This window comes from Rathayibacter sp. VKM Ac-2801 (assembly GCF_009834245.1).
Taxonomy (GTDB): domain Bacteria; phylum Actinomycetota; class Actinomycetes; order Actinomycetales; family Microbacteriaceae; genus Rathayibacter.
The window spans coordinates 1,996,386-2,022,375 of the sequence record NZ_CP047183.1; the positions used below are offsets into that span (position 1 = coordinate 1,996,386).

A 25,990-nucleotide genomic window follows, 5' to 3' on the forward strand; every position below is an offset into this window, starting at 1 on the left:
TCCCGGCGCCTCAGCGCGGCAGCTGCTGGCAGTGCGGGCAGAGGTGCGAGGAGCGGTTCATGAACGGCACCCGAACGATCGCCTCGCCGCACCGGGCGCACGGCTTCCCGGTCTGCCCGTAGGCGTGCAGGCTGTGCGAGAAGTAGCCGGAGGCGCCGTTCACGTTCACGTACTGCGCGTCGAAGCTGGTGCCGCCCTCGGCCAGCGCCCGCTCGAGCACCGAGCGGACCTCGGCGAAGAGGCGGCGGATGCGCGCCTCCCCGAGCGACGAGCTCGGCCGCTCCGGGTGCAGCTCCGCCGCCCACAGCGACTCGTCCGCGTAGATGTTCCCGATGCCGCTCACCAGCGTCTGGTCGAGCAGCGCCCGCTTGATCCCGCTGCTCCTCCTGGCCAGCGACGCGACGACCGCGTCCAGGTCGAAGGAGCGATCGAGCGGATCCCGGGCGATGTGCGCGACCTGCGAGGGCACGGCGTGCAGCCAGCCGCCTCCGCGAGCCTCCTCGCCCGCATAGCCGCCCGGCGCTCCGTCCGGGGTCGGCACCAGCGCGTCGACCGCCATCGAGCCGAAGATCCGCTGGTCGACGAAGTGCAGGGCGAGCTCGCCGTGCTCGGGGTGCTCGATCCCGATCCGGATGCGCGCCAGCCGCGGCAGCGCCGCATCCGCCGTGCGCAGCAGCACCTGTCCGCTCATGCCGAGGTGCACCAGCAGCGCCTCGTCGCGGCCCGCCGGCAGCCAGAGGAACTTCCCGCGCCGCACCGCCGCTTCGAGACGGCGCCCGACGAGCAGGCGCTCGAAGGTCCCGTTTGGATGCACATGCCGCTTCAGCGAGCGCTCGTCGACGATCTCGACGCCGGTCACCAGCGAGCCGGTGACCGCGGGAGCGAGGCCCGCCCGCACCACCTCGACCTCGGGCAGCTCGGGCACGGTCAGTCCGGGACCGCGGGAGCGGCGGGTGCACCGGGGGCCGCCAGACGCGTCCACGCGTCCAGCGCGGCGGCCATCTCGGCCGCCTTCTTGCTGGTCCCCTCGCCGCGGGCCGTCACGAGTCCGCCGACGATCACGGTGGCGACGAAGACCTTGTTGTGGTCGGGGCCGGTGGCGGCGATCTCATAGCGCGGGGCCGGCGCACCGCGCTCGGCGGCCGCCTCCTGGAGGCTCGTCTTCGGATCCATCGAGACGCCGAAGCGGAGCGGATCGGCCCGCAGAGGGGCGATCAGGCGCAGCACCAGATCGCGGGCGGCGTCGGGTCCGGTGCCCAGGTAGACGGCGCCGATGATCGCCTCGACGGTGTCGGCGAGGATCGACGCCTTGTCGCGGCCGCCGGTCAGCTCCTCGCCGCGTCCGAGGCGGAGGAACTCGCCGAGGCCGATGCCGCGGGCGATCTCGGCGAGTGCGACGGTCGAGACGAGGCTCGCCCGGCGCTTGGCCAGGTCGCCCTCGCTGAGGGCCGGGTACTCGGTGTAGAGCATGACGGTCACGGCCTGCCCGAGGATCGAGTCGCCGAGGAACTCGAGGCGCTCGTTGTGCGGGATGCCGCCGTGCTCGAAAGCGAACGACCGGTGCGTCAGGGCCAGCTCGAAGAGCTCACCGTCGAGGCTCACGCCGAGCGTGGCCTCCAGACGCGACCGGTCGTCGCTGGAGGGTCGTGCGGAGGTCTGGTTCACCATGGACCGCGGTCCGTTCGTCGAGAGGCGGTGCGCCCCGCGCCGTGCGGACCAGGAGCGGGATCAGACGTCGGCGACCTTGCGGCCCTTGTACTCGAGGAACAGCGCGGTGCCCGCGGAGTCCTCGACGACCTTGGCGCGGTGGGGAAGGCTGTAGACGACCTTGCCGTTCTCGATGGTCTTGACGAGGGTGGGGACCTCGGCCTTCCACTGCGAACGACGGGCGTGGGTGTTCGCGCGGGACTTCTTCCTCTTGGGAACAGCCATGATTCTCTCTTCTCTACCTCTAGTCGGATTCGGTGCGGGCGGTCGCGCCCTCACCGCTGTCTGCGGAAGCTCTGTCGGTGGAAGCTCCGGGCGCTGCGGCCCCGCCGTCCCCCTCGCTCAACCCTGCGAGCGCGGCCCACCGGGAGTCGCGCGGCGCCTCGGGTTCGGGCGTGGAGGAATCGGCCAGCCGCTCCCCCGTGACGGGGTCGAGGCCCGGACAGTCCGGCCGGCAGACCGGCTGGAACGGCAGCGACAGAACCACCGCATCCCTGACCAGAGGTTCAAGATCCACGTGGTCGTCGTGAACCTCATAGTCGAAAGCTTCGTCAGAAGAGTACGCGAAAAGTTCCTGGAACTCGACATCGACAGGCAGGGAGATGTCGGTCAGGCACCGGCTGCACTCGCCGTCGGCCCTCGCGGACACCTCGACACTGGCCAGGATCCCCTCGTGCACGGACTCGAGCCGGACGTCGAGATCGACGGCCGATCCCTTGCGGACCGCGACGATCCCCTCGCCGAACTGCTCCGGCGCCTCGAGCTCGAGGCGGTGCTCGCGCATCTCGCCCGGCCGCCTCACGAGGTCGCGCACGTTCACGGTGAACGGCGTCTTCTTGAAAGTAGTCACGAGGATCCAGCCTACCCCTCCCGGCCCGCCCCTGGGCGGGAGGGGCCGGGAGGAGCGGCGCCGGGGCTCAGGCGCCGCCGGCCTCCAGCGTCACGTCGATCGGCGCGTAGTCCGCGCCGCTCGTGTCCACTCCCTCGTCGGCGAGCTCCGCGAGCGCCTTCTCGACGTACTCGTTCGAGTAGGCGGTGGCGGGCGGGTCCGCGCTGATGATCGTCGCGCCGGTCTCGTTCTCCGTCTCCTTCGCGATGTCGACCGTCTGCTGCCATGCAGCCTCGTCGATCATCCCGACGCCGTCTGTCGAGGGCCAGATCAGCTTGTTGACCTCGTTGGTCATCCAGAGCTGGTGGCTGGTGCCGAGCGTGGACCCGGCCGCGGTGACGATGTCGGCCGCCGCCTGCGGGTCGTCCTTCGCGTAGATCCAGCCCTTGATCGAGGCCTTGATGAAGGCGACCGTCTGCTCGGCGTACGCGTCGTCGTCGGCGAGCCTGCCCGCGTCCGCCCAGATCGCGTCCTGGAGCATCGCGGTGCCCACGTCGTTCCAGCTGATGACGTTCAGGTCCTCGGGCCGGTACAGCTCCCCCGTCGCCGGGTCCACCGTCTCCAGGACCTGCGCGTACTCGTTGTAGGTCATCGCCTGCGCCGCGTCGATGTCGCCCGCGAGGAAGCCGTTCATGTCGAACTGCTGCTGCACCAGCGAGATGTCGTCGAGGGAGACGCCGTCCTTCTGCATGCCGGCGAACAGCTCCCACTCGTTGCCGTAGCCCCAGCTGCCCACGCTCTTCCCGGCGAGGTCGGCGGGCGAGGTGATCCCCTTGTCCTTGAAGGAGATCTGGGTGGTGGCGCTGCGCTCGAAGATCTGCGCGACGTCGGTGATCGCGGCCCCCTGCTCGATCGAGCCGAGGACCTTGGGGACCCAGGAGATCGCGTAGTCGGCGTCGCCCGAGGCGAGCACGTCCTGAGGGACGATGTCGCCGCCCCCCTCGGCGATCGTCACGTCGAGGCCCTCGTCCTCGTAGTAGCCCTGGTCGACGGCGGCGTAGTACCCGGCGAACTGCGCCTGGGCCACCCACTGCAGCTGCAGGGTGACCGGCGTGAGGCCGTCGGAGCCGGAGTCGGATCCCGGGTCGGAGCCGCCGGAGGCGCTGCAGCCGGTGAGCGCGAGGCCCACGGCCGCGAAGGCGGCGGTCGTCGTCAGGGTGATGCGGGTGCGTCTGGTCACGGGTCCTCCTGGTGCGGTCTGCGGGGTCGCCGGTGCGGCGCGCCCCGTGGTGCGGCGGTGCAGGTGGTGCTGTGGTGCAGGTGGCGCTGGTGATGCGGGCGGTGCGGTGGTGCAGCGGTGCGGATGGTGCGTCGGGTGGAGTCGCTCGTCGGGAGACGGGAGACGGGAGACGGGAAACGGGAAACGGGAATCGGGAATCGGGTAACGGGAATCGGGTGAGGATCGAGGAGGGAGCCCGGACGCGCGGCGCCGCGCTCAGCGCAGCCGGCTGCGGCGGAGCGCGAACGCCTCGAGCGCGGCCGTCACGCAGTAGAACGCGAGGCCGACGAGCACGGCGCCCAGGACGTAGGCGTAGGCGAGCGCGTAGTCGCTGCCCGAGGCCGCCGTGGTGATCGACTTGCCGAGCCCGCCCACGGGTCCGCCGAAGTACTCGGCGACCAGCGCCGAGATCACCGCGAGCGAGGAGGCGATGCGGAGCCCGGTGAAGACGTAGGGCACCGCTCCGGGCAGCGTGATCGTGCGGGCGGTCTGCCACGGCGTCGCCGCGTAGGCCTTCAGCAGGTCCCGGTGCACGGGGGCCGCCTGCCGCAGCCCGCGCAGCGTCGTGACGTAGACCGGCACGAACACGGCGAGTGCCGCCACGAGCTGCCGCGCGGTCTCGGCGTTCGCTCCGAACATCGTGTAGAGCACCGGAGCGAGGGCGACGATCGGCACGACGGCGGCCGCGGCCACGATCGGCGCGACCAGCCCGTCGAAGACCCTCGCGAGCGCCGAGAGCCCGGCGACCACGACCGCCAGCACCGCGCCGACCAGCAGGCCCACCAGCGCGTTGCGGCCGGTCACCGCGCTGCCCTCGGCGACGGATCCGACGTTCGCGGCGAACTCCCGTCCGATCGCGAGCGGCGACGGGAGCACGAACGGCTGGATCGCCAGAGCGGTGACCCCGGCCTGCCAGAGCAGGACCGCGGCGATCCCGAGCACGAGCGGAGCGAGCACGCTGCGCGCCAGCGCCGTCGTGCTCACCGGTTCTCCACTCCGCGCGGCACGGCGGCGAGGTCGCCGTGCAGCAGCTCGCGCACGGCGCTCACGTCGCGGAAGAACGCCGTGTCCTCCCGGACCGCCGCGTCGCGCTCGGACGCTCCGGGGAGTCCGACCGGGAGCACGTCGCGGATCCTGCCCGGACGCGGCGACATCACCACGACGCGGTCCGAGAGGAACACCGCCTCCGGGATCGAATGGGTGACGAAGACGACGGCGGCGCCGGTCTCCCGCCGGATCCGCAGCAGCTCCGTCTGCATCCGCTCGCGGGTCATCTCGTCGAGCGCCCCGAACGGCTCGTCCATGAGGAGCAGGCGCGGGCTCTCGGCGAGCGCCCGGGCGATGGCGACGCGCTGCTGCATCCCGCCGGAGAGCTGGTCGGGGTAGGAGTCGGCGAAGTCGCCGAGCCCGACCAGCGCCAGCAGCTCGTCGACCCGCGACCGCCGGGCGCCGGCGGCGACGCCGTGCAGCTCCAGCGGCAGGGCGATGTTCGCCCGGATCGTGCGCCACGGCAGGAGACCCGCCTGCTGGAACGCGATCCCGTAGTCCTGGTCGAGCCTCGCCTGCCGGGCCGTCTTGCCGAACACCGCGATCGACCCGGAGTCCGGCTCGTCGAGGTCGGCGATGAGCCGCAGCAGCGTCGACTTTCCGCAGCCGGACGGGCCGATCAGCGAGACGAACTCCCCCGCGGCCACCTCGAGCGAGACGTCCTGGAGCGCCGTGACGCTCGCGGCGCGGGCGGTGGTGAAGGTCCTCGTGACGGAGTCGACGACGACCGCGGATCCTGCAGTGCTCATGCGGGCTGCTCCCCTCGGCGGAACGGACGGAGGAGGGTGCCGAGCAGGGCGACGGCGCCTGCGGCCGCGAGGCCCACCAGCACCGCCCCGAGGATCGGCGCCCAGGGCTTGGCGGGGTCGCCTCCGGCAGCGGAGGCGAACTCGATGATCATGCGGCCGATCCCGCCGCGCAGGCCGATCGAGACCTCGGCGACGATCGTGCCGACGACGGCGCTGACCGCTCCGAGCCGGAGGGCCGGCAGCAGGTAGGGCACGCTCGCCGGGAGCCTCAGGCGCACCAGCGTCTTCCACCAGCCGACGCCGTACACGTGCATCAGCTCGACCTGGTGGGCCGTCGGCGAGCCGAGCCCGCGGAGCGCCCCGATCGAGACGGGGAAGAACGCGAGGTAGGAGGCGATCAGAGCCACCGACATCCAGTTCTCCCACGTCACCGGTCCGAGCTCGAGCTGCGACCCCCAGCGCCGCACCAGCGGGGCGATGGCGATCAGGGGCACCGTCTGGCTCAGCACGATCCAGGGCAGCACCGCCGACTCCGCCGTGCGGAACCGCTGCATCACGAGAGCCAGGAGCAGTCCGACGACGGTGCCGACCACCCAGCCGACGGCGGCGATCCCGAGCGAGAAGGCGCTCGCCCCCAGGACGGCCGACCAGAGCGCCGGAGCGTTGCGCGCTCCGGTGACCGGCTCGCCGAGCCGCGCCGCGATCTCCCAGAGGTGGGGCATCGCGATGGCGCTGGTGCGCGGGAGCACCGTGACGCCTCCGACGACCACGCCGGCCTCGGGCCCGAGAGCCTTCCAGCCCTCCCACACCAGCGCGAGCAGGAGCAGCCCGCCGGCGCCGAGCACGAGCCCGCGCGCGAGGGCCGGTCTCATGCGCGGGCCACGATGTGCTCGCGCAGCTCGGGGATGACCCGCTCGCCGTACACGCGCAGCGTCTCCTCCTTGTTGTCGTGCTGGAGGTACCCCGCGAACTGCGTCACGCCGATGTCGGCGAGCGCCCGGAGCTTCTCGATGTGCTCGTCCGCCGTGCCCAGCACGCAGAACCGCTCGACGATCTCGTCCGGCACGAAGGCGGTGTGGCTGTTGCCCGCGCGGCCGTGCTCGTTGTAGTCGTAGCCCTCGCGGCCGACGATGTAGTCCGTCAGCGCCTGCGGCACCGCTCCGGAGGCGCCGTAGCGCCCCACGATGTCGGCCACGTGGTTGCCGACCATCCCGCCGAACCAGCGGCACTGGTCGCGCATGTGCTCCCGGTCGGTTCCGATGTACATCGGCGCCGCGACGCAGAACTGCAGCGACTCGGGATCCCGGCCGGCGTTCGCCGCCGCCTCCTTGACGGCGCCGATCATCCATCGCGCGATGTCCACGTCGGCCAGCTGCAGGATGAAGCCGTCGCCGACCTCGCCCGCGAGCTTCAGGGCGAGCGGGCCGTAGGCGGCCACCCACATCTCCAGGGACGAGCCCCGGCTCCACGGGAACTGCAGCGTCTGGCCGTTGTACTCGACCGGCCGGCTGTTGGCGAGCTCGCGGATGACGTGGATCGACTCCCGCAGCGTCTTGAGCGTCGTCGGAGCTCCTCCGGTCACCCTCACCGCGGAGTCGCCGCGGCCGATCCCGCACACTGTGCGGTTCCCGTACATCTCGTTGAGCGTCGCGTGCAGCGAGGCGATGACCGTCCAGTCGCGCGTGGCGGGGTTGGTGACCATCGGGCCGACCGTGATCCGGTGCGTCCTCTCGAGGATCTGCGAGTAGATCACGTAGGGCTCCTGCCAGAGCAGGTGCGAGTCGAAGGTCCACGCGTAGTCGAAGCCGTGCGTCTCGGCGAGGACGGCGAGCGCGACGGTGCGCGAGGCGGGCGGGTTGGTCTGGAGGACGACTCCGAAGTCCATGGGGTTCCTTCTGCTCGGATCAGGTACTGGCTCGGATCGGACGCCGGCTCGGCTCAGATCAGGTACTGGCTCAGACCGCGCGGGATGTACTTGCCGTCGCCCTTCGTGCCGACGTAGGAGCCGTCGTCGACGACGACCCTGCCGCGGGAGATCACCGTGTCGACGTGGCCGTCGATCTCGAAGCCCTCCCAGGCCGAGTAGTCCATATTCATGTGGTGGCTGCGGCCCTCGCCGATCCCGATCGACGTGTGCCCGTTCGGGTCGTAGACGACGACGTCGCCGTCGGCCCCGGGCTGGATGACGCCCTTCCTCCCGTACATCCCGAACATCCGCGCGGGAGTGGTCGAGGTGAGCTCCACCCAGCGCGGCAGGGAGATCTGCCCGGACACCACGCCCTGGTACATCAGGTCCATCCGGTGCTCGACCGAGCCGATGCCGTTGGGGATCTTCGAGAAGTCCCCGACGCCCATGTCCTTCTGGCCCTTCATGCAGAAGGGGCAGTGGTCGGTCGAGACCATCTGGATGTCGTTGGTGCGCAGCGACTGCCACATGTGGTGCTGGTGCCCCTCCGCCTTCGAGCGCAGGGGCGTGGAGCACACCCACTTCGCGCCCTCGAAGCCCGGCGCGCCGAGCTGCTCCTCGAGCGACAGGTAGAGGTACTGCGGGCAGGTCTCCCCGAAGACGTTCATGCCGCGGTCGCGGGCCTGCGCGATCTGCTCCACCGCCTGCTTCGCGGAGACGTGCACCACGTACAGCGGCGCGCCGGTGAGGTCGGCGATCATGATCGCCCGGTGCGTCGCCTCCTCCTCCGCCTGCCACGGCCGCGAGGTGCCGTGGAAGTACGGCGAGGTGTTCCCGGCGGCGAGGGTCTGCTTCACCAGCTCGTCGATGAGGGCGCCGTTCTCGGCGTGCATCATCATCATCGCGCCGTTCTCGGCGCCCTTCTGGAACGCCCGGAGGATCTGCCCGTCGTCCGAGAGGAACACGCCCTTGTAGGCCATGAACAGCTTGAAGCTGGTCACGCCCTCGCGCATCAGCTCGTCCATCGCGACGAGCGAGGAGTCCTGCACGTCCGAGAGGATCTGGTGGAAGCCGTAGTCGATCGCGCAGTTGCCGGCCGCCTTCTCCTGCCACGCCTGGAAGCGGTCGACAACCTTCTCGCCCGGGTACTGCACCACGAAGTCCACGATCGACGTCGTGCCTCCCCAGGCCGCGGCCCGCGTGCCGGTCTCGAACGTGTCCGAGGCGGAGGTGCCGCCGAACGGCATCTCCATGTGCGTGTGCGCGTCGATCCCGCCCGGGATGACGTACTTGCCGCTCGCGTCGATCACCCGGTCCACGTTCGCCGCCAGGTCGAAGCCCAGCAGCGTGGAGCCGGGAGCGAGGACCGCGGCGATCGTCTCGCCGTCGATCAGGACGTCTGCTTCTCCGGTGCCGGTCGCGTTGACGACCGTCCCGCCGGTGATGAGGGTCTTCATCGGTCTTCCCCGTCTCGAACTGCGGTCACGGCTTCGGGATGCTGGTGTACGACTCCGGCCGGCGGTCCCGGTAGAACTGCCAGTCGTCGCGCATCTCCTGCACCATGTCCATCTCGAGATCCCGGATCAGGATCTCCTCGGCCTCTCCCGAACCCCGCTCGCCGACGAACTCCCCCCGCGGATCGATGATCTGGCTGGTGCCGTAGAAGTCGACCGCGAGCTCGCCGTACTCGTTGTCCTCCCGGCCGACCCGGTTGGGCTGCAGCACGAAGTAGCCGTTCGCCACGGCGGCGGCCGGACCCTCGACCTCCCACAGCCGGTTCGACAGGCCGGGCTTGGTGGCGTTGGGGTTGAAGACGAGGTGGGCGCCGTTCAGGCCCAGCTCGCGCCAGCCCTCGGGGAAGTGGCGGTCGTAGCAGATGTGGACGCCGACCTTGCCGACCGCGGTGTCGAAGACCGGGAAGCCGAGGTTCCCGGGCCGGAAGTAGAACTTCTCCCAGAAGCGGTCCAGGTGCGGGATGTGGTGCTTGCGGTACTTGCCGAGGATCGTCCCGTCGGCGTCGACCACGACCGCGGTGTTGTAGTAGACGCCGGTCTGCTCCTCCTCGTAGATCGGGAGGATCATCACCACGCCCAGCTCCTTCGCGAGGGCCGCGAAGCGCTGCACGATCGGCCCGTCGGCGGGCTCGGCGTAGCGGTAGTACTTCTTGTCCTGCGTGATGCCGAAGTACGGGCCGTAGAACAGCTCCTGGAAGCAGACGATCTGCGCGCCGTCGGCCGCGGCGTCCCGGGCCATCCGCTCGTGCTTGTCGAGCATCGACTCCTTGTCGCCGGTCCAGGTCGTCTGGGTGATCGCTGCGCGGACGATGGTCATCGGTACCTCCATGCTCGGGCGTCCCTGTCCGGCTCCGGTCGTGCTCCGCCGGGCGGTGCGGAGCCGGGGACGTGGACCCACTGTGGTCCCCGCCGGGCCGGAAGGCAATGACGGACCGTCCGGCTCCGCGGACAGGGCTTCATCGTCGGGGTTCGACGTTTCCCCGGTGTTTCCGGCGCGGATCCGCAGCATTAAGGCTCGCCGGGTGAGGAATCCGTCGGTGCCGCTAGCGTGGGCGGATGCGCATCACGATCCTGGCCGGAGGCGTCGGCGGCGCCCGCTTCACCTCGGCGGTCCGCGAGCACCTCCGCGATCTCGAGGCCGCCGGGGGCGAGGCGAGCGAGATCACCGTCGTCGTCAACACCGGCGACGACATGTGGCTCACCGGCCTCAAGGTCTGCCCCGACCTCGACTCGATCACCTACGCGCTCGGCGGAGTGAACGACACCGAGCGCGGCTGGGGCCGGGCCGGCGAGAGCGAGCGGGTCTCGGCCGAGCTCACCGCCTTCGGCGTCGGCTGGCCGTGGTTCACCCTCGGCGACCTCGACCTCGGCACCCACATCGCCCGCAGCTCGATGCTGCGCGACGGCCTCACCCTCTCCGAGGCGACCGCCCGGATCACCGCCCGCTGGCCGCTGGGGGTCCGCCTCCTGCCGATGTCGGACCAGGACGTCGAGACCCACGTCGAGGTCGAGCTGCCCGGTGAGGGTGTGCGGCTCCTCCACTTCGAGGAGTGGTGGGTGCGGCTGCGCGCCTCCGCGCCCGCCCGCCGCTTCGTCCAGCAGGGGGTGGAGGGCGCCCGTCCCGCCCCGGGCGTGCTCGAGGCGATCGCCGACACCGACGCGGTGCTCGTCGCCCCCTCCAATCCCGTCGTCTCGATCGGCACGATCCTCGGCGTCCCCGGGATCGCGGACGCCCTCCGCCGGACCTCGGCACCCGTCGTGGGCGTCTCCCCCGTCATCGGCGGCGCGGTGGTGCGCGGCATGGCCGACGCCTGCCTCGCCGCGATCGGCGTCGAGACCTCCGCCGCGGCCGTCGGCCGCCACTACGGAGCGCGGAGCGAGGGCGGCCTCCTCGACGCCTGGCTCGTCGGCGAGGAGGACGCGGACGCGGTCCCGGCGCTCGAGTCGGCGGGGCTCCGCACCCGCTCCGTGCCGCTCTGGCTGACCGGCCGGGAGGCCTCCGTGCGGCTCGCCGCCGACGCTCTGGCCGCCGCGAGAGGCTGAGCGGAGCCTCCTCCACAGGGCGGCGCGTCGCGGGTCGCACCGCGGATCCGGTCACGCCTCCCACGGGGCGTCCCGTTCCCTTGTACGGTCGGAGGCGGACGAACTCCCCGATTCACCCCCGCATCGGATCCGGACCCCCCTCGGTCGTGCCCTCGACCGCGTCCTCAGCACACCTCCGAGCCCCGCGGAGCCGTGCATCGGCAACACAGGAGGACACCATGGAGCCCAGCTCGAGGATCACCACCGAGCGGATCGAGCCCGACATCGTGGTCATCCGCCCCGTCGGCCGGCTCGACCTCTCCACGGCGTGGGAGCTCGAAGCGGTCCTCCAGCGCGCGCTCGAGGCGGGAGAGGTCCGGGTGGTCGTCGACCTGGCCGCGGTCGAGTTCCTCGACTCGTCCGGGCTCGGAGTCCTCGTCGCCGGCCTCAAGGAGGCGCGGAAGGCGGGCGGCGAGCTGCGCGTGGCCGCCGCCGGCGAGCAGCCCGCCATGGTGCTCGGCCTGTCCAACCTCGACCGCCTGCTCGGGAGCGCCGAGACCGTCGAGGAGGCCTGCCGTGCCTGAGCGCTCCTTCGTCGTGCGCACGCCGCCGGAGGACGGCGTCACCGCCGTCCACGAGGCCCTCGAGGAGCTGTGGCTCGAGGAGCCGGGCGTCACGCGTGTCGACCGGATGTCGTTCGAGACCGCGCTGGTCGAGCTGACCTCGAACATCGTCCAGCACGCCCGGTCGTACCGGCACATCATCTGCCTGGTCGAGATCCGCGTCGACGCGTCCGAGCTGCGCGCCTCGCTCAACGACTCCGCCGAGGAGGCGCCCGCCGAGGTCGCCGACCCCCGCGACATGCCGGACGAGTGGGACGAGGCCGGCCGCGGGATCCCGTTCATCCACGCCCTCGTCACCGAGTTCTCCTACCGCCGGGTCGACGGGCAGAACCTCTGGGTCCTCGCCCGAACCCGCACGTGAGCGAGTCGTCCGAGCGCGCCCGCCTCGCCGCTGTCGCCGAGCTCGGGATCGGCCTGAGCACCCCGCAGGAGCGCTTCGACAGGATCACCCGCGTCGCTCGCCGGCTCCTGCGCGTCCCCCTCGCCGAGATCAACATCCTCGAGGAGTCGACGCAGTTCACGAAGTCGCCCCAGCGCTCGGCCCGGACGAGCAGGATGCTGCGCGCCGACTCGATGTGCGACGTCACGGTCCAGCAGAGCGACATCCTCGTCGTCGAGGACGCCACCGCCGATCCGCGGTTCGCCGACCGCGGCGTGGTCACCGGATCCCCCCATGTCCGCTTCTACGCGGGCCGCCCGCTCGTCGTCGGGGACGGCCTCCGCGTCGGCACGATCTGCATCATCGACAGCGAGGTGCGCGGCTTCTCGGAGGAGGAGCGCGAGATCCTCGAGGACCTCGGCCGGTGGGCCGAGCGGGAGCTGCGCGAGATCGCCCTCTCCGGACGCGGGAGCGAGACGCAGGAGCGGCTCCGGCCCGAGCGCCTCGACCTCGGCGAGTGGAGCCTCGACTCGCTGACCACGCCGCTGCACGACGTCGCCGGCGACTACACGGCGTGGCGCCGCGAAGGCGACGAACTCTCCCTCGAGCTGGTCGACGTGATGGGCAAGGGGGTGTCGGCCGCGATCGTCGCCTCGGCGATCCGCTCCGCGTTCCAGGCGCGGCCGGAGCTTGCTCCCGCGGCGGCCGTCGAGGCCGTCAACCGCCAGCTCCTGCCCGACCTGACCGCGACCGGGATGTTCGCGACCGCGCTGATCGCCCGGGTCGACCTCGCGAGCGGTGCCCTCTCGTTCGTGGACAGCGGCCACGGCCTCACCCTCCTCCTCCGAGCCGACGGCGCCACGGAGCGGCTCGCCTCCACCGGCGTCCCGCTCGGGATCGCCGCCGACGTCTCCTGGGAGGAGGAGCAGCGCGTGCTCGCCCCCGGCGACGCGCTCTTCTCCTGCAGCGACGGCCTGCTCGACGTCTTCGGCGGGCGCCTCGACGCGCTCGACCGCCTCGCCGAGCTGGTGCGGAGCAACGACGACCCCGCTCTCCTCGAGCGTCTGCACGCTCTCGCAGACGACGCGCACGACGATGTGACAGCGTTGGTGCTGCGGCGCTCCGCAGCGCCCTACCCCTCCTGATCCTGATCGAAAGGACCTCCCCCATGCCTGGTGCACTCGTCCTCGCCGGCGGCGGCCTCGCCGGAATCGCCTGGGAGCTCGGCGTCCTCCGCGGCCTCGCCGACGCCTCCCCCGAGGCGGCCCGCCTCCTGCTCGATGCGTCGACGACCTTCATCGGCACCTCCGCGGGCTCCGCGGTCGCGGCGCAGCTGAGCACCGGCACCGGCCTCGACGAGTCGTACGAGGCCCAGCTCCAGGAGGAGTCCGCCGAGATCGGGGCGGACGTCGACGGCGAGCGCCTCCAGGCCCTCTTCGCCGCGGCCGTCGAGGGCGCGACCTCGCCCCAGGACGCGCGGCGCCGCATCGGCACCCTCGCGCTCGAGGCCGAGACGCTCCCCGAGGACACCCGCCGGGCGGTCATCTCGGCCCGCGTGGGCGACGCCGACTGGCCCGAGCAGCGCCTGCTCATCACCGCGGTCGACACGGCCTCCGGCGAGCTGCGCGTGTTCGACCGCGAGAGCGGCGTCGGCCTCGTCGACGCGATCTCCGCCAGCTGCGCCGTCCCCGGGGTCTGGCCGCCCGTCAGCATCGACGGCGTGCGCTACATGGACGGCGGCGTGCGCTCGGGCAGCAACGCCGACCTCGCCGCGGGAGCCGACTGGGTCCTCATCGTGACTCCGCTGCCGGGAGTCGGCACGCCCGGAGCGGGCCTGATCCCGACCGGCGAGCTCGACGCCCTCGCGGACTCGCGGGTCGAGGTGCTCTACGCCGACGAGGAGTCGGTGCGCGCCTTCGGCCCGAACTCGCTCGACCCGGCCGTCCGCGCAGCATCCGCCCGCGCCGGTCGCGCTCAGGGAGCCCGGCTCGCCTCGCGGATCGCCGCGCTGGTCGGCGCCGAGTAGCCGGTCTCAGCGCCGCACGCTGTAGCGCGTGAAGACCGTGCCGTCGGCGAAGCGGTGCTCCTCGCGCAGATCGAGGCGCGCGTGGAACCCGCACGGGAGGAAGTGGGTGCCGCCGCCCACCGCCACCGGCACCGTGTAGACCTGCACCTCGTCGACGATCCCGGCGAGAAGCGCGTGGCCGGCGAGGGTCGGCCCGCCGATCGAGACGTCGTGGTCGGCGGCGCTGACCTGCGCGGCGACGACGACCGGGTCGAAACCGCCCTCGACGCGGGTGCGGCGGGTGCCTGCCGACTCCAGCGTGGTCGAGTACACGACCTTGTCGGCCGCCCGCCACATCTCCTGGAAGTCGCGGATGAACGCGAACTCCTCCGCGAGGACCCAGGTCTCCTCCCAGGCGCGCATGACCTCGTACATGCGCCGCCCGTACAGGTACGTGCGCACCCGCCCCTCCCGCTCGGTGATGAAGCGGTGCACGGCGGGTCGCGGCTCCGCCCAGGCGAACCCGCCGTCCGCGTCGTTCACGTAGCCGTCGAGCGACGCGATCGAGCTGTAGATGAGCGCGCCCACGTCGGCCTCTCTCCGTGGCCGGCTTCGGGACCGTCCACGGGCGCGACCGTAGGCCTCCCCCCTCCGTCCGGCAATGACCACCGAGGTCTCTGGCGCGAATCGACGGGCCGCCGCTGCACCGGCCGGTGCTCCCGGCGGTCCGCGCTGTCTCCCGGACCGCGTACCGTGGTCGTGCCGCAGGGAGCGGACGTGAAGGGTTCGGGATGAAGATCAGCCAGCTGCGCCACTTCGTGGCGGTCGCCGAGGAGCTGCACTTCGTGCGCGCCGCCGAGCGCCTCGGCATCTCTCGGCAGAAGCTCGACTCCTCCGTCGCCGCCGTCGAGCTCGACCTCGGCAAGCCGCTCTTCGAGCCCGGAGCCGCCGCCACGACCCTCACTGCGGCCGGGCGGCAGCGCCTCGCCTCGGCCCGCGAGGAGCTCGCCGCGCTCGGCGACGAGCCGGAGGCGGCCCCGAAGTCGGGCGGCAAGGCCAAGGCCTCGAAGGGGACCGGCCGCGCCCCGATCGTCAAGGGCCAGCCCAAGCCCTACAAGCGCCGCCAGTCCCGCTGACGCGGAGCGTCCGATCGCCGGAGTGTGGGCCCTACCGGGCTCGAACCGATGACATCCACGGTGTAAACGTGGCGCTCTACCAACTGAGCTAAAGGCCCCCGTCGCGGGCGCACCCGCGGACGATCGTTCCGATCCTACGGCAGGCGGAGCGGCCGCCTGCGGGCACTAGCCTCGGCACATGACCGCCCACAGCGACTCCCGGGCGAGGCGGCGCGCCGAGAGCCGCTGGCCCGCCTCCGCCGCGATCCTCGTGGCCGTCGCCCTGAACGTGGCCGGCCACAGCGCAGACACCTCGGTCGTCCGCCTCGTCGCCGCGGGCATCACGCTCGCGCTGCTCGTGCCGCTGTTCGTCGTCAACCCGCACCGGCTCGACAGCGAGACGCGCTGGTCGCGCGGAATCTCCATCGCGCTGGCGGTCGTGCTCGCCGTCGCGAACCAGGTGAACGTCGTCGCCGTGGTCGTCGACCTCGTCGACGGCACGGCCGACGGCCCGCCGCTGCTGCTCACCGCGCTCCAGGTCTGGGTCACCAACGTCGTCGCGTACGCGCTGCTGTTCTGGGAGCTCGACCGCGGCGGTCCGGTCGCTCGCGGGACGCTCCCCCGCACCGAGCTGCCGGCGGCCGACTTCGCCTTCCCGCAGGACACCTACCGCGACACCGCGCCGGAGGTCGCCGCGACCTCCTCCGAGCGCGCCGACTGGCGGCCCGGGTTCGTCGACTACCTCTCGGTCTCGACGACGAACACCATGGCGTTCAGCCCGACCGACACGATGCCGCTGTCGAGCCGGATGAAGCTCCTGATGATCGTCGAGGCGTTCACCGGCTTCGTCCTGCTGGCCCTCGTGATCTCGCGGGCGGTCAACATCCTCAGCTGACGACCGGTCCGCCTCCGGAGGGTCAGACGCGCGCGGGAGCGAGGGCGTCGATCGCGGCGCGGTACGCGTCGATCGAGCGCGGCTCGCCCGGGGCGGTCATGAAGGTGTCGCGGATGACGCCGGCCTTGTCGATGAGGAAGGTCGCGCGGGTCGCGTAGCCCTTCGCCTCGGTGAACACGCCGTACTGCTTGGCGACGTCGCCGTGCGGCCAGAAGTCGGAGAGGAGCGTGAAGTCGTAGCCCTGCTTCTCGCCCCAGGCGCGCAGCGTGTGCTTGGAGTCGACCGAGATTCCGATCAGCTCCACGTCGGCGTGCTCGAAGAGGGAGAGGTTCTCGCGCAACGCGCAGAACTCGCCCGTGCACGTGCCGGAGAAGGCGAGGGGGAAGAACACCAGGGCGACGTTGCGCCGCCCGTGGAAGTCGCCCAGCTGGATGCGCTCGCCGTACTGGTTCGCGAGTTCGAAGTCGGGAGCCAGGGTCAGCTTCTCGAGAGCCATCGGTCCGATGTCCTTCCGTGCGCACGAGAGTCGCGCGAGCACGAGGGGCAATGCTAGACCCGCTCCGCGCAGACTCCAAGGAACAGCCCGTATCCCCCGATCGCGGGCCGGTCGGCACGTCCCGTCTGGCGCTCTCCTACAGTCGCCCGCGCCCATCCCTCGTGGATCACCACAGTGCGATTCCAGGTTCGGGGCACGGGAATCGCTAGGCTGACGGAGGTGCCCGCGCGCGGCTCGTCATCCGAGCCCCGGATCCGCGGATCCGCACCGCTTCATGAGAGTGATGTCTCGGGCACGATCTGCCCCCAGAGAGAGGTCGAGGGTGACTGTTAACGATCAGGACCCGTATTCCGTCGGTCACGTGGACTCGGACCCCGAGGAAACGTCGGAGTGGAACGAGTCGCTCGATGCGCTCGTCGAGGAGCGGGGCCGGGGTCGCGGGCGCGACGTCATGCTCAGCCTCCTCAAGCGCTCCAAGGAGCTCCACCTCGGCGTGCCGATGGTGCCCACCACGGACTACATCAACACCATCGCGCCCGAGAACGAGCCCGACTTCCCGGGCGACGAGGACGTCGAGCGCCGCTACCGCGCATGGATCCGCTGGAACGCGGCCATCCTCGTGCACCGCGCGCAGCGTCCCGGCATCGGGGTCGGCGGCCACATCTCGACGTACGCGTCGAGCGCGTCGCTCTACGAGGTCGGCTTCAACCACTTCTTCCGCGGCCAGGACCACCCGGGCGGCGGCGACCAGATCTTCATCCAGGGCCACGCCTCCCCCGGCCCGTACGCGCGCGCCTTCCTCGAGGGACGCCTGAGCGAGCACCAGCTCGACGGCTTCCGTCAGGAGAAGTCGCACCAGGGCGGCGGGCTCTCCAGCTACCCGCACCCGCGCCTCATGCCCGAGTTCTGGCAGTTCCCGACCGTGTCGATGGGCCTCGGCCCGATCAACGCGATCTACCAGGCGCAGGCGAACAAGTACCTCACCAACCGCGGCATCAAGGACGCCTCCGACCAGCAGGTCTGGGCGTTCCTCGGCGACGGCGAGATGGACGAGGTCGAGTCGCGCGGTCAGCTCCAGGTCGCCGCGAACGACGGCCTCGACAACCTGAACTTCATCGTCAACTGCAACCTTCAGCGCCTCGACGGACCCGTCCGCGGCAACGGCAAGATCGTGCAGGAGCTCGAGTCGTACTTCCGCGGCGCGGGCTGGAACGTCATCAAGCTCATCTGGGGCCGCGAGTGGGACGACCTGCTCGCCCGCGACACCGAGGGCGCGCTGCTCGACCTGATGAACAGGACGCCCGACGGCGACTTCCAGACCTACAAGACGGAGGACGGCGCCTACGTCCGCGAGAACTTCTTCGGCCGCGACCCGCGCGCCAAGAAGCTCGTCGAGGGCTACTCCGACGAGCAGATCTGGGGCCTGCGCCGCGGCGGCCACGACTACCGCAAGATCTACGCGGCCATGAAGGCCGCGACGGAGCACAAGGGCCAGCCCACCGTCATCCTCGCCCACACCATCAAGGGCTACGGTCTCGGCCGCAGCTTCGAGGGCCGCAACGCGACCCACCAGATGAAGAAGATGACGCTGGACAACCTCAAGTCGTTCCGCGACACGATGCGCATCCCGATCACGGACGCGCAGCTCGAGGAGAACCCCTACCTCCCGCCGTACTACCACCCCGGTCAGAACGACGAGGCGATCGAGTACCTGCAGGAGCGCCGCCGCGCGCTCGGCGGCTACCTCCCCGAGCGCCGCTCGAAGTACACGCAGCTGAACCTCCCCGAGGACTCGGCGTACGCGGTCGGCAAGAAGGGCTCCGGGACGCAGGAGATCGCCACCACCATGGCGTTCGTCCGCATCCTGAAGGACATCCTCCGCTCGAAGGACTTCGGCAACCGCGTCGTCCCGATCATCCCGGACGAGGCGCGCACCTTCGGCATGGACGCGTTCTTCCCGAACGCGAAGATCTACAACCCGCGCGGCCAGCACTACACGTCGGTCGACCGCGAGCTCCTCCTGGCCTACAAGGAGAGCCCGCAGGGCCAGATCCTCCACGTCGGCATCAACGAGGCGGGCGCCCTCGCGGCGTTCACCGCGATCGGCACCTCGTACTCGACGCAGGGCGAGCCGCTCATCCCGGTCTACGTCTTCTACTCGATGTTCGGGTTCCAGCGCACGGGCGACGCGATCTGGGCGGCCGGCGACATGATGTCGCGCGGCTTCATGATCGGAGCCACCGCGGGACGCACCACGCTGACCGGCGAGGGGCTCCAGCACGCGGACGGGCACTCCCCGATCCTCGCGGCGACCAACCCGGCCGTGGTGAGCTACGACCCGGCCTACGGGTACGAGATCGCGCACATCGTGCAGTCCGGACTCGAGCGCATGTACGGCGGGAAGCACTCCGACCCGAACGTCATGTACTACATCACGGTCTACAACGAGCCGATCGTGCAGCCGAAGGAGCCGGAGGACGTCGACGTCGAGGGCATCGTCCGCGGCATCCACCGCATCTCCTGGGGCCAGTGGGACGGGCCGAAGGCCCAGCTCCTCGCCTCGGGCGTCGCGGTGCCGTGGGCGATCGAGGCGCAGAAGCTCCTCGCCGAGGACTGGGGCGTCTCGGCGGACGTCTGGTCGGTCACCTCGTGGAACGAGCTGCGCCGCGACGGCATCAAGGCCGAGCAGCACAACTTCCTCCACCCCGAGGACGCCGAGCAGGTGCCGTACGTGACGCAGAAGCTGGCCGAGGCGAAGGGCCCCTTCGTCGCCGTCTCGGACTTCTCGCACCAGGTCCCGGACCAGCTGCGCCAGTTCATCCCGGGCGACTTCGCGACGCTCGGCGCGGACGACTTCGGCTTCTCGGACACCCGTGCAGCGGCGCGGCGCTACTTCCAGATCGACGGCCCCTCGGTCGTCGTGCGGACGCTGCAGCTGCTCGCCAAGCGCGGCGAGGTCGACCCCTCGCTCGCGGTCCAGGCGATCGAGAAGTACCGCCTCCTCGACGTCAACGCCGGCACCACCGGCAACGCGGGCGGCGAGAGCTGACGGACGAGTCCGTGCTCTCGCAGGAACCCGCACCGTCGAGTGCGCGGGGTCCTGCTCCTGCGGCGGAGCGTCCGGCCATCCGGCCGGGCGCTCCCCGCACGAAGGAGCAGACCCTCGCCTGGCTGCGCACCCTCGCCGGTGAGCTCTCGACGCAGACGATCAAGCGCCTCGAGGACACGCTGCCCTGGTACGGCAGCATGCCCCCCGGCCGGCGCTCCGCGGTCGGCCTCGTCGCCCAGGCCGGCATCACCTCGTTCATCTCGTGGTTCGACGACCCGTCGGCCACGCCGTGGATCGCGGCGGACGTGTTCGGAGCCGCTCCCCGCGAGCTGCTGCGCTCCGTGTCGCTGACGCAGACGCTGCAGCTGATCAAGGTGACGGTCGAGGTCGTCGAGGACCGGATCAAGAACGGCGGGGAGGACCTCCGCGAGGCGATCCTGCTCTACTCGCGGGAGATCGCCTTCGCCGCGGCCGATGTCTACGCCCGCGCCGCCGAGGCCCGCGGGCTGTGGGACGCGCGCCTGGAGGCGCTGGTCGTCGACTCGATCCTCACGGGCGAGGCCGACGACGAGCTGCCCAGCCGCATCGCCGCGCTCGGCTGGCACGGCCACGGCGAGGTCGCCGTCCTGGTGGGCACCGCCCCCAAGATGCTCGACGTCGATCAGCTGCGCCGCACGGCCCGGCACATGGACGCCGACGTGCTGATCGGCGTGCAGGGCAGCCGTCTCGTCCTGGTCATCGGCCGCGCCGAGCCGAGCGAGAACGCCACGGAGGAGACCGGTCCGCCGGTCGCGTTCCTCGAGATCGCGGAGGCGCTCGAGCCCGGCTTCGGGACGGGCCACCTCGTCCTCGGCCACGAGGTGCCGACCCTGGTCGAGGCGTCCCGCAGCGCCCGCGCGGCCCTCGCCGGCTTCGCGGTCGCCCGCTCCTGGCGGAACGCGCCGCGACCGGTCAACGCCGACGACCTCCTCCCCGAGCGCGCCCTCGCCGGCGACCCGCTCGCCCGGCAGAGCCTCATCACACAGATCTACCGCCCCCTGCAGAAGCACTCGACCGAGCTCCTGACCACGCTGTGGGCCTACCTCGACAACGGCCGCTCCCTCGAGGCGACCGCGCGCGAGCTGTTCGTGCACCCGAACACGGTGCGCTACCGCCTCAAGCGGGTCGCCGAGGTGATCGGATGGGACGCGACGGGCGCCCGCGAGGCGCTCATCCTCCAGTCCGCCCTCATCCTCGGCTCCATGAGCGACCCGGACGGCGCCGTCCGCCGGAAGCCGTCCCGCCGCTGAGCCCCTCCCTCCTCAGAACGCCTCCCGCTACTGACCACTTGTAGACCCGCGACAAGCTCTTTGTGCTTTGTCAGTGGCTCCACGCGCCGCATGTGCGAGCGCAGATCGGAAGACTGGATACCGTGATCGTCGTCGTCGCCCCGGGTCAGGGCTCCCAGACCCCCGGATTCCTCGCGCCCTGGCTCGAGATCCCCTCCGTGGCCGAGCAGGTCGCCGCGCACTCGGAGGCGGTCGGCATCGACCTCGCCGCGCACGGCACCGTCTCGGATGCGGACACCATCCGCGACACCGCGGTGGCCCAGCCCCTGATCGTCTCCGCGGGCCTCGTGAGCCTCGCCGCCCTCCTCGAGGGCGGACGCCGCGAGCGCATCGCGGGCATCGCCGGTCACTCGGTCGGCGAGATCACCGCGGCCGCCGGAGCCGGAGTCCTCACCGAGGCCGACGCGCTGGTGTTCGTCCGCGAGCGCGCCCGTGCCATGGCCGCCGCGGCCGCCGCCGCGCCGACCGCGATGAGCGCGGTCCTCGGCGGCGACGAGCAGGCCCTGATCGCCCGGCTCGACGAGCTCGGCCTCGAGCCGGCCAACTACAACGGCGGCGGGCAGATCGTCGTCGCCGGCGCGGTCGACGCGCTCGAGGCCCTCAAGGCGGAGCCGCTGCGCGGGACCCGCGTGATCCCCCTGCAGGTGGCCGGCGCCTTCCACACCCGCTACATGGCGCCCGCCCGCGACTCCCTCGTCGGCGTCGCCGCCGGGCTGACCCCCTCCGACCCGACGCTCCGGCTCTGGACGAACCGCGACGGGTCGGTCGTCGACTCCGGCGCCGCGTTCCTCGAGCTGCTCGTCGGCCAGGTCGCCTCCCCCGTCCGCTGGGACCTCTGCATGGCGGCCTTCGCCGACGCGGGCGTCACCGGGATCATCGAGCTGGCACCCGCCGGCGCGCTGGTCGGCCTCGCCAAGCGCGGCCTCAAGGGCGTGCCGAGCATCGCCATCACGACCCCCGACGACGTGGACGCCGCCCGCGCCTTCCTCGACGAGCACGCCGCCTAGCAGGAGAGACCCCATGACGACCCCTTCCCTCACCCAGTCCAGCGGCAGCGCGTACACCCGGATCCTCGGCATCGGCGCGGCCCGCGGCGACCTCGTCGTCCCGAACGACGACCTGATCGAGCCGATCAACTCCTCCGACGAGTGGATCCGCCAGCGCACCGGCATCATCGAGCGCCGCCGCGCCTCCGCCGACATCCACGCGGTCGACCTCGCGACCGCCGCGTCCCTCGAGGCGATCGAGAAGGCGGGCATCCGCCCGGACCAGATCGGCGTCGTGCTCGTCTCCACGATCAGCAACACCGTGCAGACCCCGTCGCTGGCAGCGCTCCTCGCCGACCGCATCGGCGCGAACCCGGCCCCGGCCTACGACATCTCGGCCGCCTGCGCCGGCTACACCTACGGCATCGCCCAGGCCGACTCCTTCATCCGCTCCGGCCTGGCCGAGTACGTGCTCGTCGTCGGAGCCGAGAAGCTGTCCGAGCTGGTCAAGCCGACCGACCGCAGCATCTCCTTCCTCCTGGGCGACGGCGCGGGCGCCGCGATCGTCGGACCCAGCGACACCGCCGGCATCTCGAAGACCGTGTGGGGATCCGACGGCTCCAAGTGGGACACCGTCGGCATGGACAACCCGCTCGCGGCCTACCGCGACGGCACCGCCGAGTGGCCCACCCTCCGTCAGGACGGCCCGTCGGTCTTCCGCTGGGCGGTCTGGGAGATGGCCAAGGTCGCCAAGCAGGCGCTCGCGGAGGCGGGAGTCCAGCCCGAGGACCTCGCCGCGTTCATCCCGCACCAGGCGAACATGCGCATCATCGACGAGCTCGCGAAGCAGCTGAAGCTGCCCGAGACCGTCGCGATCGGCCGCGACATCGAGACGACCGGCAACACCTCCGCCGCGTCGATCCCGCTCGCCACCCACCGCCTGCTCGAGGAGCACCCGGAGCTGCACGGCGGACTCGCGCTGCAGATCGGCTTCGGCGCCGGTCTGGTGTTCGGCGCGCAGGTCGTGGTGCTCCCGTGACCGGCGCGACCCCACCCCTAAACTGACCTACGGTCACTGACGAACACCCGAAGAAACCCCCAAGGAGAGAACCATGGCACTGTCCAACGAAGAAGTCCTCGCCGGCCTGGCCGAGCTTGTCAACGACGAGACGGGCATCGCCACCGACTCCGTCGAGATGGACAAGTCGTTCACCGACGACCTCGACATCGACTCCATCTCGATGATGACGATCGTCGTCAACGCCGAGGAGAAGTTCGACGTGAAGATCCCCGACGACGAGGTCAAGAACCTCAAGACGGTCGGCGACGCGGTCCGCTTCATCGTCAAGGCGTCCGAGTAGTCAGCGCCCGCGCACCCCGCCCTCGTGCGGACACCCCGGCCGGCGACCGTCGGCCGGGGTGAGCCCGGCACCCACCCACACGGAACAGAGAAGCTCGTCATGACCAAGAAGATCGTCGTCACCGGAATCGGTGCCAGCACTCCCCTCGGCGGGACCGCCCGGGAGTCCTGGAACGCACTCCTCGCCGGCGAATCGGGTGTCCGCTCCCTCGAGCAGGACTGGGTCGCTCAGTACGACATCCCGGTCACCTTCGCCGCGCAGGCCAAGGTGCGCCCGGAGGAGGTGCTCGCCCGCCCCGAGGCCAAGCGCCTCGACCCCTCCAGCCAGTTCGCGCTCATCTCGGCCCGCGAGGCCTGGGCCGACTCCGGCATCACCGACGTCGACCCGCTCCGCGTGGGTGTCGACTACTCGACCGGCATCGGCGGCCTCTGGACTCTCATGGACGCGTGGGACACCCTCCGCGAGCGCGGAGCCCGCCGGGTCCTGCCGATGACCATCCCGATGCTCATGCCCAACGCGGCCGCCGCCGCGATCAGCATGGCCATCCCCTCCCGCGCCTACGCCCGCACCGACGTGTCGGCCTGCGCCTCCAGCACCGAGGCCCTCGCGAACGCCTACGAGCACATGCAGCTCGGCCTCGCCGACGTGGTCATCGCCGGCGGCACGGAGTCGGTCGTCCACCCGCTCCCGATCGCCGCCTTCGCCTCGATGCAGGCCCTCTCTCGGCGCAACGACGACCCGGCGACCGCCTCGCGCCCCTACGACGTCTCGCGCGACGGCTTCGTCCTCGGAGAGGGCGCCGCAACGCTCATCCTCGAGACCGAGGAGCACGCCCTCGCCCGCGGAGCCCGCATCTACGCGGAGCTCGCCGGCGGCGCCGTCACCAGCGACTCGTACCACATCACCGCCCCCGATCCCGAGGGCTCCGCCGCCGCCCGCGCCATGATCGGCGCCCTCGAGCGGGCCGGAGCCGCCCTCACCGACGTCACCCACGTCAACGCCCACGCGACGAGCACCCCGGTCGGCGACATCGCCGAGTACCGCGCACTGCTGCGCGTCTTCGGCGACCACCTGCCGAACATCGCCGTCTCCGCGACCAAGGCGGCCACCGGCCATCTCCTCGGCGGCACCGGCGCCCTCGAAGCGATCTTCACCGTGCTCGCGCTCCACGAGCGCACCGCACCCCCCACCATCAACCTCGTCGAGCAGGACCCCCAGATCCCCCTCGACGTCGTCACCAGCCCCCGCGCGCTCGGCGACGGACCGCTGGTCGCGATCTCGAACTCGTTCGGGTTCGGGGGGCACAATGCTGTTGCCGCTTTCCGGACGGTGTAGCGGGGCGTAGCCCCGCTCCACCGTGCGGAAAGCGGGCTGCGCCGCTCCTCGCGCGGCGCAGGCGCGTCCGCTCGAGGAGGGGGCGGGGTCTCCGAGGGCCGGTGCGGTGCGGCGACGGTGATCCGCTGGAACGCGGATCCCCGGATACGCCTCGTGCCGCGAGGGCCCTGCGCCTCCGTCTGGTGCGGGCTGGCGAGAACACCGTCTCGTGAGGAGCGCGGGCTTCGCCGCGACTCGGGTCGGACGGTCCGACCAAGGGAGCTGTCCGGGTGGGAGCGCGGCTTCGCCGCGGCTCGGGTCGGATGCTTCGGTTGAAGCAACTGTGCTGGAGGGGAGCGCGGGCTTCGCCGCGGCTCGGGTCAGATGCTCGGACCAGGACAGTCGCGCTCGTGTGAAGCACGCGCCACGCCGCGACTCCGGCTGTTCGTGTCGGGTGGAACGGTGGTGCGGGTGACCGCGCGAGTTCGACACGAACCCCTTCGGGAATGTGGGGACCTCCGCTAGCCGCCTGATCGAGGGTGCGGAGCGAGCAGCACCGCGAGGCGTATCCGCCGATCCGCGTGCCAGCGGATCGGCGTCGCCGGACGCCGGACGCTCTACGGAACCCGACCACCTCCCCCAGCCGACCGCGCGACGCCGCGCAGGAAGCGGCGTCGAGACGATTCAGCGCGTCGCAGGTGCGGGAGCGAGCGGGACACGCGAGGCGTATCCGCCGATCCGCGTGCCAGCGGATCGGCGTCGCCGGACGCGAGACGCTCTACGGAACGCGACCACCTGACCGAGCCGACCGCGCGACGCCGCGCAGGGAGCGGCGTCGAGACAGCTCAGCCGACCCCGTGCATCCAGACGACGGGGGCGAAGTCGCCGCCGTAGCGGAAGGGCTCGAGCTCGTCCTCCCAGGCCTGGCCGAGGGCGAGGCGCAGCTCGCGGTGCAGCTCGATGGGATCGGCGCCGGCGAGCTCCATGGCGGAGCGGATGCGGTCCTCGGGCACGACGGTGTTGCCCGCGCTGTCGGTCTGCGCGTAGAAGATGCCGAGCTCGGGCGTGTGCATCCAGCGGCCGCCGTCGACGCCGGGAGAGGGCTCCTCGGTGACCTCGTAGCGGACGTCGGCCCAGCCGCGGAGAGCGGACGCGATGACGGCACCGGTTCCGACCGGGCCCTCCCAGGCGAACTCGGCGCGCAGCGTGCTGCGGAGCACGGGCTGCTCGATCCAGGCGAAGTTCACGGCACGACCGAGAGCGCGACCTGTCCCCCACTCGAGGTGGGGGCAGAGCGCGCGGGGGGCGGAGTGCACGAAGAGCACACCCCGAGTCTGCTGCGCCACCATGGTGTCCTCCGTTCGTCCCGGTGCGTCTTCCCCAACG

27 protein-coding genes and 1 tRNA gene are annotated in these 25,990 nt (G+C 71.6%); 13 read left to right on the plus strand and 15 right to left on the minus strand.

The window, feature by feature from the left end; all coding sequences use genetic code 11:
* Nucleotides 1-10: 10 nt before the first annotated feature.
* From mutM to GSU45_RS09230, 11 genes are all read right to left on the minus strand, one after another.
* Entirely contained in the window at nucleotides 11-925 is a 915-nt protein-coding gene (gene mutM, locus GSU45_RS09180; RefSeq protein WP_159914412.1) for a bifunctional DNA-formamidopyrimidine glycosylase/DNA-(apurinic or apyrimidinic site) lyase, read from the minus strand.
* A 2-nt stretch (nucleotides 926-927) separates the two neighbouring features.
* Nucleotides 928-1,668: a ribonuclease III gene (rnc, locus tag GSU45_RS09185; protein ID WP_159914414.1), complete on the minus strand. Its 741-nt coding sequence runs from the start codon at nucleotides 1,666-1,668 to the stop codon at nucleotides 928-930.
* Nucleotides 1,669-1,728: 60 nt separating this feature from the next.
* A complete protein-coding gene (gene rpmF, locus GSU45_RS09190) occupies nucleotides 1,729-1,932 on the minus strand; it encodes a 50S ribosomal protein L32 (protein WP_104223482.1) in 204 nt (67 codons plus the stop codon).
* Between the two features lie 19 nt (nucleotides 1,933-1,951).
* Nucleotides 1,952-2,491 carry a YceD family protein gene (locus tag GSU45_RS09195; protein WP_104226701.1) on the minus strand — a complete coding sequence of 180 codons (540 nt, stop codon included), beginning with the start codon at nucleotides 2,489-2,491 and terminating at the stop codon, nucleotides 1,952-1,954.
* Between the two features lie 133 nt (nucleotides 2,492-2,624).
* Nucleotides 2,625-3,776 carry an ABC transporter substrate-binding protein gene (locus tag GSU45_RS09200; RefSeq protein WP_244248075.1) on the minus strand — a complete coding sequence of 384 codons (1,152 nt, stop codon included), beginning with the start codon at nucleotides 3,774-3,776 and terminating at the stop codon, nucleotides 2,625-2,627.
* A gap of 255 nt (nucleotides 3,777-4,031) precedes the next feature.
* Nucleotides 4,032-4,799 (minus strand): ABC transporter permease subunit, encoded by a 768-nt coding sequence (locus GSU45_RS09205; RefSeq protein ID WP_159914416.1) that lies wholly within the window; start codon nucleotides 4,797-4,799, stop codon nucleotides 4,032-4,034.
* Nucleotides 4,796-5,611, minus strand: coding sequence for an ABC transporter ATP-binding protein (locus GSU45_RS09210; protein ID WP_159914418.1), 816 nt, complete (start codon nucleotides 5,609-5,611; stop codon nucleotides 4,796-4,798). The genes GSU45_RS09205 and GSU45_RS09210 overlap by 4 nt, the downstream gene beginning before the upstream one ends.
* Nucleotides 5,608-6,483, minus strand: a complete 876-nt coding sequence (locus tag GSU45_RS09215) for an ABC transporter permease subunit (RefSeq protein ID WP_159914420.1) — start codon at nucleotides 6,481-6,483, stop codon at nucleotides 5,608-5,610. Before GSU45_RS09215 ends, GSU45_RS09210 begins: the two co-directional genes overlap by 4 nt.
* Complete coding sequence (locus GSU45_RS09220; RefSeq protein WP_159914422.1) at nucleotides 6,480-7,496, minus strand: TIGR03842 family LLM class F420-dependent oxidoreductase; 1,017 nt, start codon at nucleotides 7,494-7,496, stop codon at nucleotides 6,480-6,482. The genes GSU45_RS09215 and GSU45_RS09220 overlap by 4 nt, the downstream gene beginning before the upstream one ends.
* A 53-nt stretch (nucleotides 7,497-7,549) precedes the next feature.
* Nucleotides 7,550-8,974: a dihydropyrimidinase gene (hydA, locus tag GSU45_RS09225; RefSeq protein ID WP_159914424.1), complete on the minus strand. Its 1,425-nt coding sequence runs from the start codon at nucleotides 8,972-8,974 to the stop codon at nucleotides 7,550-7,552.
* Nucleotides 8,975-8,999: 25 nt separating this feature from the next.
* On the minus strand, nucleotides 9,000-9,848 hold the full coding sequence (locus GSU45_RS09230; protein WP_159914426.1) for a nitrilase-related carbon-nitrogen hydrolase: 849 nt from the start codon (nucleotides 9,846-9,848) through the stop codon (nucleotides 9,000-9,002).
* Nucleotides 9,849-10,087: 239 nt separating this feature from the next.
* On the opposite strand from GSU45_RS09230, the gene cofD reads away from it, so the two are divergent.
* The 5 genes from cofD to GSU45_RS09255 all read left to right on the plus strand — a co-directional run bounded on the left by cofD (nucleotide 10,088) and on the right by GSU45_RS09255 (nucleotide 14,081).
* A complete protein-coding gene (gene cofD / locus GSU45_RS09235; protein ID WP_159914428.1) occupies nucleotides 10,088-11,074 on the plus strand; it encodes a 2-phospho-L-lactate transferase in 987 nt (328 codons plus the stop codon).
* 218 nt (nucleotides 11,075-11,292) lie between these two features.
* Nucleotides 11,293-11,637, plus strand: coding sequence for an STAS domain-containing protein (locus GSU45_RS09240; RefSeq protein ID WP_159914430.1), 345 nt, complete (start codon nucleotides 11,293-11,295; stop codon nucleotides 11,635-11,637).
* Nucleotides 11,630-12,037: an ATP-binding protein gene (locus tag GSU45_RS09245; RefSeq protein WP_159914432.1), complete on the plus strand. Its 408-nt coding sequence runs from the start codon at nucleotides 11,630-11,632 to the stop codon at nucleotides 12,035-12,037. Before GSU45_RS09240 ends, GSU45_RS09245 begins: the two co-directional genes overlap by 8 nt.
* On the plus strand, nucleotides 12,034-13,200 hold the full coding sequence (locus GSU45_RS09250; RefSeq protein ID WP_159914434.1) for a GAF domain-containing SpoIIE family protein phosphatase: 1,167 nt from the start codon (nucleotides 12,034-12,036) through the stop codon (nucleotides 13,198-13,200). The genes GSU45_RS09245 and GSU45_RS09250 overlap by 4 nt, the downstream gene beginning before the upstream one ends.
* A 23-nt stretch (nucleotides 13,201-13,223) precedes the next feature.
* Nucleotides 13,224-14,081: a patatin-like phospholipase family protein gene (locus tag GSU45_RS09255; RefSeq protein WP_159914436.1), complete on the plus strand. Its 858-nt coding sequence runs from the start codon at nucleotides 13,224-13,226 to the stop codon at nucleotides 14,079-14,081.
* Nucleotides 14,082-14,087: 6 nt separating this feature from the next.
* Here the strand turns inward: GSU45_RS09255 and GSU45_RS09260 are convergent, their stop codons facing one another.
* Nucleotides 14,088-14,648 carry a dihydrofolate reductase family protein gene (locus GSU45_RS09260; RefSeq protein WP_159914438.1) on the minus strand — a complete coding sequence of 187 codons (561 nt, stop codon included), beginning with the start codon at nucleotides 14,646-14,648 and terminating at the stop codon, nucleotides 14,088-14,090.
* Between the two features lie 203 nt (nucleotides 14,649-14,851).
* Here GSU45_RS09260 and GSU45_RS09265 point away from each other — a divergent pair, with 203 nt between their 5' ends.
* Entirely contained in the window at nucleotides 14,852-15,196 is a 345-nt protein-coding gene (locus tag GSU45_RS09265) for a LysR family transcriptional regulator (RefSeq protein WP_104223469.1), read from the plus strand.
* A gap of 25 nt (nucleotides 15,197-15,221) precedes the next feature.
* Here the strand turns inward: GSU45_RS09265 and GSU45_RS09270 are convergent.
* Nucleotides 15,222-15,294: transfer RNA gene (locus tag GSU45_RS09270), tRNA-Val, on the minus strand.
* A gap of 80 nt (nucleotides 15,295-15,374) precedes the next feature.
* Here GSU45_RS09270 and GSU45_RS09275 point away from each other — a divergent pair.
* The gene (locus GSU45_RS09275; RefSeq protein ID WP_159914440.1) at nucleotides 15,375-16,070 is read left to right on the plus strand and encodes a hypothetical protein; all 696 of its coding nucleotides are present in this window, start codon (nucleotides 15,375-15,377) and stop codon (nucleotides 16,068-16,070) included.
* 22 nt (nucleotides 16,071-16,092) lie between these two features.
* Here GSU45_RS09275 and GSU45_RS09280 read toward each other — a convergent pair whose 3' ends face one another.
* On the minus strand, nucleotides 16,093-16,566 hold the full coding sequence (locus GSU45_RS09280) for a peroxiredoxin (RefSeq protein WP_104292595.1): 474 nt from the start codon (nucleotides 16,564-16,566) through the stop codon (nucleotides 16,093-16,095).
* A gap of 322 nt (nucleotides 16,567-16,888) precedes the next feature.
* On the opposite strand from GSU45_RS09280, the gene aceE reads away from it, so the two are divergent.
* From aceE to GSU45_RS09310, 6 genes are all read left to right on the plus strand, one after another.
* Nucleotides 16,889-19,615: a pyruvate dehydrogenase (acetyl-transferring), homodimeric type gene (gene aceE, locus GSU45_RS09285; RefSeq protein WP_159914442.1), complete on the plus strand. Its 2,727-nt coding sequence runs from the start codon at nucleotides 16,889-16,891 to the stop codon at nucleotides 19,613-19,615.
* Nucleotides 19,616-19,692: 77 nt separating this feature from the next.
* Nucleotides 19,693-20,904: a helix-turn-helix domain-containing protein gene (locus GSU45_RS09290; RefSeq protein WP_159917017.1), complete on the plus strand. Its 1,212-nt coding sequence runs from the start codon at nucleotides 19,693-19,695 to the stop codon at nucleotides 20,902-20,904.
* 122 nt (nucleotides 20,905-21,026) lie between these two features.
* Complete coding sequence (locus GSU45_RS09295) at nucleotides 21,027-21,950, plus strand: ACP S-malonyltransferase (RefSeq protein ID WP_159914444.1); 924 nt, start codon at nucleotides 21,027-21,029, stop codon at nucleotides 21,948-21,950.
* A 13-nt stretch (nucleotides 21,951-21,963) separates the two neighbouring features.
* The gene (locus GSU45_RS09300; protein ID WP_159914446.1) at nucleotides 21,964-22,968 is read left to right on the plus strand and encodes a beta-ketoacyl-ACP synthase III; all 1,005 of its coding nucleotides are present in this window, start codon (nucleotides 21,964-21,966) and stop codon (nucleotides 22,966-22,968) included.
* Between the two features lie 73 nt (nucleotides 22,969-23,041).
* Entirely contained in the window at nucleotides 23,042-23,290 is a 249-nt protein-coding gene (locus GSU45_RS09305) for an acyl carrier protein (protein ID WP_104223463.1), read from the plus strand.
* Nucleotides 23,291-23,389: 99 nt separating this feature from the next.
* Complete coding sequence (locus tag GSU45_RS09310) at nucleotides 23,390-24,625, plus strand: beta-ketoacyl-[acyl-carrier-protein] synthase family protein (RefSeq protein WP_159914448.1); 1,236 nt, start codon at nucleotides 23,390-23,392, stop codon at nucleotides 24,623-24,625.
* Between the two features lie 824 nt (nucleotides 24,626-25,449).
* Here the strand turns inward: GSU45_RS09310 and GSU45_RS09315 are convergent.
* Nucleotides 25,450-25,953, minus strand: a complete 504-nt coding sequence (locus GSU45_RS09315; protein ID WP_104226674.1) for a DUF3145 domain-containing protein — start codon at nucleotides 25,951-25,953, stop codon at nucleotides 25,450-25,452.
* Nucleotides 25,954-25,990 lie beyond the last annotated feature (37 nt).